Source organism: Pseudomonas sp. LBUM1640, from assembly GCF_059716225.1.
In genome coordinates, this window is record NZ_CP166816.1 from 1,585,199 (window position 1) to 1,598,602 (window position 13,404).

Annotated in this window: 16 protein-coding genes; 14 read left to right on the top strand and 2 right to left on the bottom strand. The window is 59.0% G+C overall.

What is annotated here, in order from left to right; translation table 11 throughout:
* Positions 1–2 precede the first annotated feature (2 nt).
* From kdsA to ispD, 4 genes are all read left to right on the top strand, one after another.
* Entirely contained in the window at positions 3–848 is an 846-nt protein-coding gene (kdsA, locus tag ACA065_RS07070) for a 3-deoxy-8-phosphooctulonate synthase (protein ID WP_497693893.1), read from the top strand.
* A gap of 157 nt (positions 849–1,005) precedes the next feature.
* Entirely contained in the window at positions 1,006–2,295 is a 1,290-nt protein-coding gene (gene eno, locus ACA065_RS07075; protein ID WP_497693894.1) for a phosphopyruvate hydratase, read from the top strand.
* A gap of 183 nt (positions 2,296–2,478) precedes the next feature.
* Complete coding sequence (gene ftsB / locus ACA065_RS07080; RefSeq protein WP_058412406.1) at positions 2,479–2,757, top strand: cell division protein FtsB; 279 nt, start codon at positions 2,479–2,481, stop codon at positions 2,755–2,757.
* Entirely contained in the window at positions 2,754–3,461 is a 708-nt protein-coding gene (gene ispD / locus ACA065_RS07085; protein WP_497693895.1) for a 2-C-methyl-D-erythritol 4-phosphate cytidylyltransferase, read from the top strand. Before ftsB ends, ispD begins: the two co-directional genes overlap by 4 nt.
* Positions 3,462–3,573: 112 nt before the next feature.
* Here ispD and ACA065_RS07090 read toward each other — a convergent pair whose 3' ends face one another.
* Positions 3,574–4,470 carry a LysR substrate-binding domain-containing protein gene (locus tag ACA065_RS07090; RefSeq protein WP_497693896.1) on the bottom strand — a complete coding sequence of 299 codons (897 nt, stop codon included), beginning with the start codon at positions 4,468–4,470 and terminating at the stop codon, positions 3,574–3,576.
* A 109-nt stretch (positions 4,471–4,579) separates the two neighbouring features.
* On the opposite strand from ACA065_RS07090, the gene ACA065_RS07095 reads away from it, so the two are divergent.
* The 8 genes from ACA065_RS07095 to rpoS all read left to right on the top strand — a co-directional run bounded on the left by ACA065_RS07095 (position 4,580) and on the right by rpoS (position 11,712).
* On the top strand, positions 4,580–5,692 hold the full coding sequence (locus ACA065_RS07095; protein ID WP_497693897.1) for an S-(hydroxymethyl)glutathione dehydrogenase/class III alcohol dehydrogenase: 1,113 nt from the start codon (positions 4,580–4,582) through the stop codon (positions 5,690–5,692).
* A gap of 8 nt (positions 5,693–5,700) precedes the next feature.
* Entirely contained in the window at positions 5,701–6,546 is an 846-nt protein-coding gene (fghA, locus tag ACA065_RS07100) for an S-formylglutathione hydrolase (protein ID WP_497693898.1), read from the top strand.
* Positions 6,547–6,600: 54 nt separating this feature from the next.
* Positions 6,601–7,074 carry a 2-C-methyl-D-erythritol 2,4-cyclodiphosphate synthase gene (ispF, locus tag ACA065_RS07105; protein ID WP_497693899.1) on the top strand — a complete coding sequence of 158 codons (474 nt, stop codon included), beginning with the start codon at positions 6,601–6,603 and terminating at the stop codon, positions 7,072–7,074.
* Entirely contained in the window at positions 7,071–8,129 is a 1,059-nt protein-coding gene (gene truD / locus ACA065_RS07110; protein ID WP_497693900.1) for a tRNA pseudouridine(13) synthase TruD, read from the top strand. The genes ispF and truD overlap by 4 nt, the downstream gene beginning before the upstream one ends.
* The gene (surE, locus tag ACA065_RS07115) at positions 8,117–8,866 is read left to right on the top strand and encodes a 5'/3'-nucleotidase SurE (protein ID WP_497693901.1); all 750 of its coding nucleotides are present in this window, start codon (positions 8,117–8,119) and stop codon (positions 8,864–8,866) included. Before truD ends, surE begins: the two co-directional genes overlap by 13 nt.
* 41 nt (positions 8,867–8,907) lie before the next feature.
* Entirely contained in the window at positions 8,908–9,543 is a 636-nt protein-coding gene (locus tag ACA065_RS07120; RefSeq protein WP_169850588.1) for a protein-L-isoaspartate(D-aspartate) O-methyltransferase, read from the top strand.
* Between the two features lie 209 nt (positions 9,544–9,752).
* Positions 9,753–10,595 (top strand): peptidoglycan DD-metalloendopeptidase family protein, encoded by an 843-nt coding sequence (locus ACA065_RS07125; RefSeq protein WP_497693902.1) that lies wholly within the window; start codon positions 9,753–9,755, stop codon positions 10,593–10,595.
* A 106-nt stretch (positions 10,596–10,701) separates the two neighbouring features.
* Positions 10,702–11,712, top strand: a complete 1,011-nt coding sequence (rpoS, locus tag ACA065_RS07130; protein WP_016974430.1) for an RNA polymerase sigma factor RpoS — start codon at positions 10,702–10,704, stop codon at positions 11,710–11,712.
* Between the two features lie 218 nt (positions 11,713–11,930).
* Here rpoS and ACA065_RS07135 read toward each other — a convergent pair whose 3' ends face one another.
* Entirely contained in the window at positions 11,931–12,140 is a 210-nt protein-coding gene (locus ACA065_RS07135) for a cold-shock protein (protein ID WP_002554837.1), read from the bottom strand.
* A gap of 389 nt (positions 12,141–12,529) precedes the next feature.
* On the opposite strand from ACA065_RS07135, the gene dcd reads away from it, so the two are divergent.
* A complete protein-coding gene (gene dcd, locus ACA065_RS07140) occupies positions 12,530–13,096 on the top strand; it encodes a dCTP deaminase (RefSeq protein ID WP_003172320.1) in 567 nt (188 codons plus the stop codon).
* Between the two features lie 107 nt (positions 13,097–13,203).
* Positions 13,204–13,404, top strand: coding sequence for a hypothetical protein (locus ACA065_RS07145; protein WP_497693903.1), 201 nt, complete (start codon positions 13,204–13,206; stop codon positions 13,402–13,404).

The following is a 13,404-nucleotide window of genomic DNA, read 5'->3' on the forward strand; positions in this document are numbered from 1 at the left end:
TGATGGCCCAGAAGATCATTCGCGTAGGCGACATCGAGATTGCCAACGACAAGCCCATGGTGCTGTTCGGCGGCATGAACGTGCTGGAAAGCCGCGACATGGCGATGCAGGTCTGTGAAGAGTACGTCAAGGTCACCGAGAAACTCGGTATCCCTTACGTGTTCAAGGCCAGCTTCGACAAGGCCAACCGTTCGTCCGTGACCTCCTATCGCGGCCCGGGCCTTGAAGAAGGCATGCGGATCTTCCAGGACATCAAGCAAGCCTTCGGCGTGCCGATCATCACCGACGTCCACGAGCCTGAACAGGCGAGTGTGGTCGCCGAGGTGTGCGACATCATCCAGTTGCCGGCCTTCCTGTCGCGCCAAACCGACCTCGTGGTCGCCATGGCCAAGACCGGCGCTGTGATCAATATCAAGAAAGCCCAGTTCCTCGCGCCCCAGGAAATGAAACACATCCTGAGCAAGTGCGTGGAAGCGGGTAACGACCAGTTGATCCTCTGCGAGCGTGGTTCGAGCTTCGGCTATAACAACCTCGTGGTGGACATGCTCGGTTTCGGCATCATGAAGCAGTTCGAATACCCGGTGTTCTTCGACGTGACCCACGCGCTGCAAATGCCCGGTGGTCGCGCCGATTCCGCTGGCGGGCGACGTGCCCAGGTGCTGGACCTGGCCAAGGCCGGTATCAGCCAGTCGCTGGCGGGCCTGTTCCTGGAAGCCCACCCGGACCCGGACAATGCCAAATGCGACGGCCCATGCGCGCTGCGCCTGGACAAGCTGGAGCCATTCCTGGCCCAGCTCAAGCAGTTGGACGAACTGGTCAAGAGTTTTCCGACAGTAGAGACCGCGTAAGCGCCATTTCTCCGGTAGACTTTCCCTCGCTTTACGCTCAGGCCTGCGGGCCTGAGCCTTGTCGCCTGCAAGCCTGCCTCGTTGTTCCACCCTTGCGGTCGGTCAAAAGATTTCCTTCAGCTGCGTCGTTTTCGTCAACTTTGGAGTGTTTACAACAATGGCAAAAATCGTCGACATCAAAGGTCGTGAAGTTCTCGACTCCCGCGGCAACCCCACCGTCGAAGCCGACGTGCTTCTCGATAACGGCATCATCGGCAGCGCCTGCGCGCCGTCCGGTGCTTCCACCGGTTCGCGCGAAGCGCTGGAACTGCGTGATGGCGACAAGAGCCGTTACCTGGGCAAAGGTGTACTCAAGGCTGTAGCCAACATCAACGGCCCGATCCGTGACCTGTTGCTGGGCAAGGACCCGCTGGACCAGAAAACCCTGGACCACGCGATGATCAAGCTCGACGGCACCGAGAACAAAGGTAGCCTGGGCGCCAACGCCATCCTCGCCGTGTCCCTGGCCGCTGCCAAGGCCGCCGCCCAGGACCAGGACCTGCCGCTGTACGCACACATCGCCAACCTGAACGGCACCCCGGGTGTGTACTCGATGCCGGTGCCGATGATGAACATCATCAACGGTGGCGAGCACGCCGATAACAACGTCGACATCCAGGAATTCATGGTGCAGCCGGTTGGCGCCAAGACCTTCTCCGAAGGCCTGCGCATGGGCACCGAGATTTTTCATCACCTCAAAGCTGTGCTGAAGGCCCGTGGCCTGAGCACCGCCGTGGGTGACGAAGGTGGTTTCGCGCCGAACCTGGCGTCCAACGAAGATGCACTCAAAGTGATCTCCGAAGCCGTGGCCAACGCTGGCTACACGCTGGGCACCGACGTGACCCTGGCCCTGGACTGCGCCGCGAGCGAGTTCTACGAAGACGGCAAGTACAACTTGTCCGGCGAAGGCCATGTGTTCACCTCCGAAGGGTTCGCCGATTACCTGAAGGGCCTGACCGAGCGCTACCCGATCATCTCCGTTGAAGATGGCCTGGACGAGTCCGACTGGGCGGGCTGGAAAATCCTCACCGACAAGATCGGCGAGAAAATCCAACTGGTGGGCGACGACTTGTTCGTGACCAACACCAAGATCCTGAAAGAAGGCATCGACAAGAAGATCGCCAACTCGATCCTGATCAAGTTCAACCAGATCGGCACGCTGACCGAAACGCTGGAAGCCATCCAGATGGCCAAGGCTGCGGGCTACACCGCCGTGATCTCGCACCGCTCCGGCGAAACCGAAGACTCGACCATTGCCGACCTGGCCGTGGGCACTTCGGCTGGCCAGATCAAGACCGGTTCCCTGTGCCGCTCCGACCGCGTTTCCAAGTACAACCAATTGCTGCGTATCGAAGAGCAACTGGCAGGTAAAGCCAAGTACAACGGTCGCAGCGAGTTTCGCGGCTGATCGCTCCTTGATGTAAAGCATGCTAAAAGGTCAGCGGATTACGTCGGAAAAATCACGACAGCGTGAATTTCGACGCTAATCTCATGACTAACAAGCACAAGCCTGGTTCATCCAGGCTTCGTGCTATCAGTTGCTTCAAAAGTTTTGCATGGCTGTCTTTTTTTACTGGATACCCGGATTTCGATGCGCAGTCCCAATTGGTTGTTCCTCGTCTTGCTCTTATTGCTGGCTGGCCTGCAGTACCGCCTATGGGTCGGTAATGGCAGCTTTGCGCAGGTGAAAGAACTGACCCAGCAAATTGCCGATCAGCACGCCGAAAACGAAATCCTGCTGGAGCGCAATCGCGTCCTTGATGCTGAAGTGCTTGAGCTGAAAAAAGGCACCGAGACCGTTGAAGAGCGGGCTCGTCATGAGTTGGGCATGGTCAAGGAGGGCGAAACCCTCTACCAGTTGGCCCAATGAGTAACGTTTTACCGGCCTTCTGGGCCGTGATTCCTGCCGCGGGCGTCGGTGCCCGTATGGTCGCGGACCGTCCCAAGCAATATCTGCAACTGGGCGGGCGCACTATTCTCGAACACAGCCTCGGCTGTTTTCTCGACCATCCAGGCCTCAAGGGGCTGGTGGTCAGTCTTGCTGTAGATGATCCCTATTGGCCGAACCTGCCGTGCGCCAGCGACCCACGTATCGTGCGCGCGGATGGCGGCGACGAACGCTCAGGCTCGGTGCTCAATGCGTTGTTGCAATTGAATGCCCTGGGCGCCAGTGATGACGATTGGGTACTGGTTCACGATGCCGCGCGGCCTAACCTGAGCCGTGACGACCTCGACAAACTCCTGGCTGAGCTGGCGGATGATCCGGTCGGCGGCTTGCTGGCCGTGCCCGCGCGCGACACCCTCAAGCGCGTCGACAAGCATGGCCGCGTGGTCGAAACCGTCGACCGCAGCCTGATCTGGCAAGCCTACACACCCCAGATGTTCCGCCTCGGCGCCCTGCACCGTGCCTTGGCCGACAGCTTGGTGGCTGACGCCGTGATCACCGACGAAGCCTCGGCCATGGAATGGTCCGGCCAGGCGCCGCGCCTGATCGAAGGGCGCGCGGACAATATCAAGGTCACCCGGCCCGAAGACCTGGAGTGGCTCAGGTTGCGGTGGACTAACCGCAGATAGACAGTGACGCCACCTCGACGCTTTCGCGAGCAAGCCCGCTCCCACATTTGAAATGCATTCCAAATGTGGGAGCGGGCTTGCTCGCGAAGAGGTCATAGCCGACACCGCATCTTCAAACGCTGTACTCCGGCCGTTCAGCCAACCCTTCCTTCAAGAAATCCACCAGCTTGCGCACCTTCGGCGACAAATGCCGCTGCTGTGGATACAGCGCCCATACTGCCGTATTCGGCGGTTGATGCGCCTCCAGCAACGACACCAACGCCCCGCTGTGCAAATGCTCCAGCACGTAATAATCCGGTAACTGGCACAGCCCGACGCCTTGCAGCGCTGCATCCAGCACCGCCTGCCCACTGTTGCAGCGCCAGTTTCCCTGCACCCGTTGGGAGAATTCGCGCCCGTCCTGGGCCAGTTGCCAGATGTCCGAGCTGCCGATCAGGCAGTTATGCCGACTCAATTCCGACAAACTATGTGGCCGTCCATACCGCGCCAAGTAGGAAGGCGACGCACACAAGTACATACGCCGTGGCGCCAGGCGGCTGGCGACCATGCGCGAGTCTTGCAGGCGGCCCAGTCGGATCGCCAGGTCGAGGCCTTCATGCACCAAGTCCAACTGGCGATTGCTCAACTCGATATCCACGCGCAGTTGCGGATAGAGCGCCATGAACCGCGTCACCAGCGGCACGATAAACCGCTCGCCGTAAGCCACCGCACAGGTCATGCGCAACATGCCCTTGGGTTCGCTGGTCAGGTCACCCACGGCGCGCAAGGCTTCTTCGCGACCGTCCTGTAAACGCTGGCAGTGTTGCAGGAAGGTCTGGCCGGCCTCGGTGAGGGTTACCTTTCGCGTACTGCGATACAGCAATCGCGTTTGCAGCCGTTCTTCCAAACGCGCGACCTGGCGGCTGATGTGCGACGAGGACACTCCAAGACGCTCTGCCGCCGCGGTGAACTGGCTGCACTCGGCCACGGCGACAAACTCGTCTATGCCTTCCCAGCGGTTTTCCAACATGGTAATTGTCCCTGTACAGCAATAATGTTTTGCTTTTGCCCGGATTATTAATCACTGGGCCATGTTTTACACTCACTGCCTCAGTTTTTAACTCCCTGGAGAAACCCGGATGATCAAGTCCCGCGCCGCCGTAGCCTTTGAAGCGAAAAAGCCCCTTGAGATTGTTGAAGTGGATGTCGCCATGCCCAAGGCCGGCGAGGTGCTGTTGCGCGTGGTCGCGTCCGGCGTGTGTCACACCGACGCCTACACCTTGTCGGGCGCCGACCCGGAAGGCATTTTCCCGTCGATCCTGGGTCATGAAGGTGGTGCGGTGGTTGAAGCGATTGGCGAAGGCGTGACCTCGGTGGCCGTCGGCGATCACGTGATCCCGCTGTACACGCCCGAATGCGGCAAGTGCAAATTCTGCCTGTCGGGCAAGACCAACCTGTGCCAGGCCATCCGTTCCACCCAGGGCAAAGGCTTGATGCCCGACGGCACCACGCGGTTTTCCTACAAAGGCCAGCCGATTTTCCACTACATGGGCACCTCGACGTTCTCCGAGTACACCGTGCTGCCGGAAATCTCGGTCGCCAAGATTCCTAAAGAAGCGCCGCTGGAAAAAGTCTGCCTGCTGGGCTGCGGCGTCACCACTGGCATTGGTGCAGTGATCAACACCGCCAAGGTCAAGCCTGGTGATACCGTGGCTATTTTCGGCCTCGGCGGCATTGGCCTGTCGGCCGTCATCGGTGCGGTCAAAGCCAAGGCCGGACGCATCATTGCCATCGACATCAACCCGGCCAAGTTCGAAATCGCCAAGCAACTGGGCGCCACCGACTGCATCAACCCGAAAGACTACGACCGCCCGATCCAGGACGTAATCGTCGACTTGACCGACGGCGGCGTGGACTTTTCCTTCGAGTGCATCGGCAATGTGCAACTGATGCGCGCCGCGCTCGAGTGCTGCCACAAAGGTTGGGGCGAGTCGGTGATCATCGGTGTTGCCGGTGCCGGCCAGGAAATCGCTACGCGGCCCTTCCAGCTGGTGACCGGGCGCGTCTGGCGCGGTTCGGCGTTCGGTGGCGTGCGTGGCCGTACCGAATTGCCAAGCTACGTGGAAATGGCCCAGACCGGCGAGATCCCGCTGGACACCTTCATCACCCATACCATGGGCCTGGAAGACATCAACAAAGCGTTTGAGCTGATGCATGAAGGCAAGAGCATTCGTACCGTCATCCACTTCTGAGGTCGGCCATGAGTCTGGAAAACCTGTCCTGCCAGAAGAGCTTCGGCGGCTGGCATAAACGCTACAAGCATCACTCCGATGTGCTCGGTTGCGACATGACCTTCGCTGTCTACCTGCCGCCGCAAGCCGAGCAGGGCGGCAAGTTGCCGGTGTTGTACTGGCTGTCCGGGCTGACCTGCACGGATGAGAACTTCATGCAGAAGGCCGGCGCGCAGCGCATGGCCGCCGAGCTTGGGCTGATTATCGTCGCGCCCGACACCAGCCCGCGTGGGCCAGGTGTGCCGGGCGATCCGGACAATGCTTGGGATTTCGGCCTGGGCGCCGGCTTCTACTTGAACGCCACGCAGGAACCTTGGGCCAAGCACTATCGGATGCATGACTACGTGGTGCAGGAATTGCCGGCGTTGGTTGAAGCGCATTTCCCGGCATCGGATAAACGTGGCATCAGCGGCCACTCCATGGGCGGCCACGGTGCCTTGGTGTGTGCCTTGCGCAACCCTGGGCGTTACCAATCGGTGTCTGCATTTTCGCCGATCAACAACCCGATGGATTGCCCGTGGGGCCAAAAAGCCTTCTCGCGTTATTTGGGCGAAGAACGCTCGAAGTGGCGTGAATGGGACGCCTGCGTGCTGATCAGCGAGGCCTCGCAAAAGCTGCCGTTGCTGGTGGACCAGGGCGACCGCGACGATTTTCTCGCCGTGCAGCTAAAGCCCGAAGCCCTGCAGCAAGCGGCCAAGGCGGCCAACCATCCGCTCGAACTGCGCCTGCAACCTGGCTACGACCACAGCTACTTCTTTATCGCCAGCTTCATTGAAGATCATTTGCGACATCATGGTCGTGCTTTGCTCGGTTAATGTGAGGCAAAAGTAGGTAGAATCACGCCCTGAATTAAATCGGGGCGTTTTTTTATGCGTATTGGCCACGGCTACGATGTGCACCGTTTCGCCGAAGGCGATTTCATCACCTTGGGCGGCGTGCGCATTGCGCACCACCATGGGTTGCTGGCTCATTCCGACGGCGACGTAGTGTTGCATGCCTTGAGCGATGCTTTGCTCGGCGCGGCGGCGTTGGGCGATATTGGCAAACATTTTCCGGACACCGACCCGACCTTCAAGGGCGCGGACAGCCGTGTGTTGCTGCGCCATGTGGTCGGCCTGATCCACGCCAAAGGCTGGAAGGTCGGCAATGTCGACACCACCATCGTGGCCCAGGCGCCGAAAATGGCCCCGCATATCGAATCGATGCGCGCACTGATTGCCGCGGATCTGCAAATTGAACTGGATCAAGTCAACGTGAAAGCCACCACCACCGAAAAGCTCGGGTTTACCGGACGGGAAGAGGGCATCGCGGTGCACGCCGTCGCCTTGTTGCTGCGCGCATGAATGACCTGCAACTGTTGGGCCCACGGGCCTATGGCGAGGCCTTGGGCAGCGCAGTCCTGAAGGCCACGGCTGAAGATTTCCAGGTAGACGAAGTGCTGGATATCCCGCTGACCGGTGACGGTGAGCACCTGTGGCTGTGGGTGGAAAAGCGCGGCTTGAATACTGAAGAAGCCGCGCGGCGTATCGCCAAGGCCGCCGGCGTACCCTTGCGCACCGTCAGTTATGCCGGGCTCAAGGATCGTCAGGCGTTGACCCGCCAGTGGTTCAGCGTGCAACTGCCGGGCAAGGCCGACCCGGACATGAGCGGTGCGCAAGACGAGACCCTCAAGATCCTCAAAATGGCCCGTCACAAGCGCAAGCTGCAGCGCGGCGCGCACTCGGCCAACGGCTTTACCTTGCGCTTGACCCAATTGGCCGGTGACACCACTGCCATCGACGCGCGTTTGCAACTGATTGCCCAGCACGGCATCCCCAACTACTTCGGTGCCCAGCGCTTCGGCCACAACGGCGGCAACGTGGTGGACGCGCGTGAATGGGCCGCGCGCAAGGCCTTGCCGGAGCAGCGCAATGTGCGTTCGCGGTTGCTGTCCACCGCGCGTAGCTTCTTGTTCAACAAAGTCTTGGCGGCACGTGTTGCAGACGGCTCCTGGCAACGTGCCCAGGTCGGCGATCTGCTGGCGTTTACCGACAGCCGCAGTTTTTTCCCGGCGGGGGAGGCTGAATGCAGCGACCCACGCCTGGCGATTCTGGACCTGCACCCAACCGGGCCCCAGTGGGGCGAGGGTGATTCGCCCGCAAGCGGTGCAACCTATGCGTTGGAACAAGCGGTCGCCTCCAGCGAAGCTGACCTGCGCGATTGGCTGGTGAATGCCGGTATGAGCCAGGAACGGCGCATTCTGCGACTGCCCATTGGCGGGTTGACGTGGCATTATCCCGGTCCTGACATTCTGCAATTGGAATTCGTCCTGCCGGCCGGATGCTTCGCCACTGTCTTGGTGCGCGAGCTTGTTGATCTGGTGCCGGTGGGGCAGACGGACAGCCCATGCGTATTCTGATATCAAACGATGACGGTGCCACTGCACCTGGCCTTGCCGCGCTTTATGCTGCGCTGGAAGATTATGCCGAGTGTGTGGTGGTTGCCCCGGACCAGGACAAGAGCGGCGCCAGCAGTTCGCTGACGCTCGACCGTCCGTTGCACCCGCAGGTTCTGGCCAATGGCTTTATCAGCGTGAACGGAACCCCCACCGACTGCGTGCACCTGGCGATCAACAGCTTGTTGGACCAAGAGCCGGACCTGGTGGTGTCGGGCATCAACCTGGGCGCCAACCTGGGCGATGACGTGTTGTATTCCGGCACCGTGGCGGCGGCCCTTGAAGGTCGTTTCCTGGGGCGTACTTCGTTTGCCTTTTCGTTTGCCTCGCGGCAACTGGACAACCTGGCGACGGCGGCGTATTTCGCCCGCAAACTCGTGGAAGCTCACGGTTCTCTGGATTTGCCACCGCGAACGGTGCTCAACGTCAATATTCCTAACTTGCCCCTCGACCATATTCGCGGCATCCAGTTGACGCGCCTGGGCCATCGCGCCCGTGCGGCCGCGCCATTGAAGGTGGTCGATCCGCGTGGCAGGGAAGGTTATTGGATCGCGGCAGCGGGCGACGCCGAAGACGGTGGCCCGGGCACGGACTTTCATGCGGTGATGCAAGGTTATGTTTCGATTACCCCGTTGCAGCTTGATCGCACCTTCAGTGATGCCTTCAGTAGTCTCGATGGCTGGCTCGAGGGGCTGCGTTGATGGCGCGTGAACAAGATGACCTGCTGCGCCGTGGCATCGGGATGACCTCCCAGCGTACCCGTGAGCGTTTGATCCAGCGTCTGTACGAAGAAGGGCTGTCAAACGCTCAGGTGCTGGAAGTCATCCGGCGCACCCCACGTCACCTGTTCGTCGATGAAGCGCTGGCGCACCGCGCCTATGAAGACACTGCGCTGCCCATCGGCCATAACCAGACCATCTCGCAGCCTTATATGGTCGCGCGCATGAGCGAGCTGCTGCTGGCGGCGGGGCCGTTGGACAAGGTGCTGGAGATCGGCACCGGTTCGGGTTATCAAACCGCCGTGCTGTCGCAACTGGTGGAGCGGGTGTTCTCGGTGGAGCGCATCAAGGTCCTGCAGGACCGTGCCAAGGAGCGCCTGGTGGAGTTGAACCTGCGCAACGTGGTGTTCCGTTGGGGCGATGGCTGGGAAGGCTGGCCGGCGCTGGCGCCGTATAACGGCATCATCGTCACGGCCGTCGCGACCGATGTACCGCAGGCGTTGCTCGATCAATTGGCGCCTGGCGGGCGGCTGGTCATCCCGGTGGGCTCCGGCGAAGTGCAACAATTGATGCTCATTATCCGTGAGGACGAAGGCTTTTCCCGGCATGTGCTGGGCGCCGTGCGCTTCGTACCGTTGCTCAATGGCCCGCTGGCCTGATCATTTATTCGTAAACAGTGAATTCTGTTGTCGGGGATGTGTCTTACAGCGGGGCTTGTTGAGTCAACATGAATGGAAGTCGGCTTTAAACATGGTGAATTTTTCGTTTCAGTCGTGTGCCGGTAAAAATTCAATGCCCAGTTATACTTGCGTCATATTTCAAGCCTGATACAGGCGTTCATGTTCAGCCACCACAAAGGGAGCGGCGGGTGAGTCTCACAGGTCTTGCGCAGCGTATGAGTAAAACAAGCTTTCAGCGACTGGTGCTTGGCCTTGTCTTGAGTTCCTTATTGGCGGGTTGCTCCAGCTCCCCATCCAGTGGCGCGCGGGTTGTCGACCGAAATAACGCCAGCGCCGTGCCGCAAAAACCAACGGTCACCACCGGGCAGTATGTAGTGCGAAAGGGGGACACAATGTTCTCGATCGCCTTCCGCTACGGGTGGGATTACAAGGCACTCGCAGCTCGTAACAATATTCCTGTGCCCTATACGATACATCCGGGGCAGACCATTCGTTTTGATGGGCGCACCGGTTCTTCGCCTACGGCAGTTGTGACAAAATCCGGATCTTCGCCGTCGTCCTCCAGCAAAACCACGATCATCACTCGGCCTGCAGGCAGCGCCACGCCTACGGTTGCGGGCAAGCCGGCACCCGCGCCGTTGCCGCCTGCAGGGCCTGCGCCGACCGGTTGGGGGTGGCCTTCAAACGGGGTATTGATTGGAAAATTCTCTTCAAACGGTAGTTTGAATAAAGGCATTGATATCGCCGGGGATTTGGGACAGCCTGTTTTAGCTGCGTCTGATGGGACAGTGGTGTACGCCGGGAGTGGTTTGCGGGGCTACGGCGAGCTGGTCATCATCAAACACAGCGATACCTACGTCAGTGCCTACGGTCATAACCGCAGGTTGTTGGTTCGGGAGGGGCAGCAGGTCAAGGTCGGACAGACAATTGCCGAAATGGGGTCAACGGGTACAGACCGGGTGAAACTGCACTTTGAGATTCGCCGTCAAGGGAAGCCTGTAGATCCGCTGCAATTCCTACCCCGTCGTTGATGTGTTGCACAGCCTGTTCCCTCACGTAGAAGGAACAGGCTCCAGCGTTGCCAAGGATAAAGGCGTCGCTTGAGCTTGAGGTCGAACTCACCAAAGGACTATAACAATGGCTCTCAGTAAAGAAGCGCCGGAGTTTGACATCGACGATGAGGTTCTCCTTGAAATGGAGATACTCACCGAAAAGGAATCGATGTCGAATGATGAAGGGTCTGCAACGCCTTCAGTTCGCACCAAATCCAAGAACTCCACCGCGTTAAAACAGCACAAGTACATTGATTACACGCGGGCGCTCGACGCCACGCAGCTGTACCTCAATGAAATCGGCTTTTCCCCTCTGCTCACTCCCGAAGAAGAAGTCCATTTTGCGCGTTTGTCGCAAAAGGGGGATCCGGCTGGGCGCAAGCGCATGATTGAAAGCAACCTGCGACTGGTGGTGAAAATCGCCCGGCGCTATGTCAATCGTGGCCTGTCGCTGTTGGACCTGATCGAGGAGGGCAACCTGGGCTTGATCCGGGCGGTGGAGAAGTTCGACCCTGAGCGGGGCTTCCGCTTTTCGACCTATGCCACTTGGTGGATTCGCCAGACCATCGAACGGGCGATCATGAATCAGACCCGCACGATCCGGTTGCCGATCCATGTGGTCAAGGAGCTCAACGTCTACCTGCGGGCGGCACGTGAGCTGACACAAAAACTCGATCATGAACCTTCGCCTGAAGAAATCGCCAACCTGCTGGAGAAGCCGGTAGGGGAGGTCAAGCGCATGCTCGGCCTGAACGAGCGCGTGTCTTCGGTCGATGTCTCGCTGGGTCCGGATTCGGATAAAACCCTGCTGGACACCCTGACGGATGATCGTCCAACAGATCCTTGCGAGCTGTTGCAGGACGATGATCTTTCCCAAAGTATTGACCAGTGGCTGTCTGAGCTCACGGACAAGCAGCGTGAAGTGGTGATTCGCCGCTTCGGCCTGCGTGGCCATGAGAGCAGTACGCTGGAAGATGTAGGCCTGGAGATTGGTCTGACCCGTGAGCGGGTGCGGCAGATCCAGGTAGAGGGCCTCAAGCGCTTGCGTGAGATCCTCGAAAAGAATGGCTTGTCGAGTGAGTCGTTGTTTCAATAACGGCCTGCAAGGCAGCTATAAAAACGCCCGGTGCATGTGAATGCACCGGGCGTTTTGCTGTGCGGCGATCGTTCCGGGAATGCAGCCCGGGACGCTCTGCGTACCAAAGCGTGACGCAGAGCGTCACAAGAGGTATTCCCATGCGGAGCGTGGGAACGAGCAGGCATAAAAAAACCCCGCTTTTAAGGGCGGGGTTTTTTCGACTGAGTCAGTACAAGTTAGATAACTTGAACTTCTTCAGCTTGCATGCCTTTCTGACCGCGGGTAGCGATGAAAGAAACCTGTTGGCCTTCTTTCAGGCTTTTGAAGCCGTCGGATTGGATAGCTTTGAAGTGAACGAACAGGTCGTCACCGGATTGTGGAGTGATGAAGCCGAAGCCTTTTTCATCGTTGAACCACTTAACGGTACCAGTTTGGCGATTAGACATGGTGTATCTCCTTGGACAAAGTTAACTGCGACTCAGGAAAAGCCCTGGCCGAGACTGAGTGCAAAGAGCAGGAAAAATTCTTGGAGATGGTTGGATCGAAATTCAACATATCGTGTAGAGATTCTCAGTGACACAAGCAGCACAGTGGCGCCACCTTAACCCTTTTTCCGGAACGTGCCAATGGTATTTCCTAAGGTTTCTCTAATTTCGTGACTGGCGGTGGTATTTACAGTCACTGGACATTGCAACTTGGGTCCCGGCGCCACTGGCTGCGGCTTATAGCAGGCAGCACATTCGTCAAGAAAAGCCCCACGCCCTTTGAACCCCACGGCTGGCCCCGGTAAGATGCCCAACAGAATTTTTCCACCTCGCTATTCAGGACACCCGCCATGAGCATCAAATCGGACAAGTGGATTCGCCGCATGGCGCAAGAGCACGGCATGATCGAACCGTTCGTTGAACGCCAGATTCGTGGCGAAGGCGATGACCGCGTGATTTCGTACGGTGTTTCCAGCTACGGCTATGACGTGCGTTGCGCTGATGAATTCAAGGTGTTCACCAATATCAACTCGGCGATCGTCGATCCGAAAAACTTCGACGAAAAAAGCTTCGTCGACGTCAAGAGCGACGTGTGCATCATCCCGCCAAACTCCTTCGCCCTGGCGCGCACCGTGGAGTTCTTCCGTATTCCCCGTGACGTGCTGACCATTTGCCTGGGTAAAAGCACCTACGCACGCTGCGGCATCATCGTTAACGTGACGCCGCTTGAGCCGGAGTGGGAAGGTCACGTGACCCTGGAGTTCTCCAACACCACCACCTTGCCGGCGAAGATCTACGCCAACGAAGGCGTGGCACAGATGCTGTTCCTGCAGTCCGACGAGGCCTGTGAAGTGTCCTACAAAGACCGCGCCGGCAAGTACCAGGGCCAGCGCGGCGTCACCCTCCCACGCGCTTGATCGAAAGGTCTTACACGTAAAGGGAATTAGTCTGCGGGAAGTGACTCTATTGGGTGTACTGCCTCGGTGCGTGCAAAACGCACCGAGCCACGCTTGAGGAGTACCTTATGAAGATCGACCCGCGAATCAGTGCCGAACTCGCCCGGCTTGAACCCAACCAGATTGGTGTTCTGGCCTGGTCCCTGATGGCCGATCCTGCGTATGCAGGCGGCATCCCTGGCCAGCCTGACGAAGATTGGCCCCAACAGCCCACCGAACCCGGTGTGCCGACAATTCCCGACGAGCCGCCACCCGCACCGGTCGCCTGA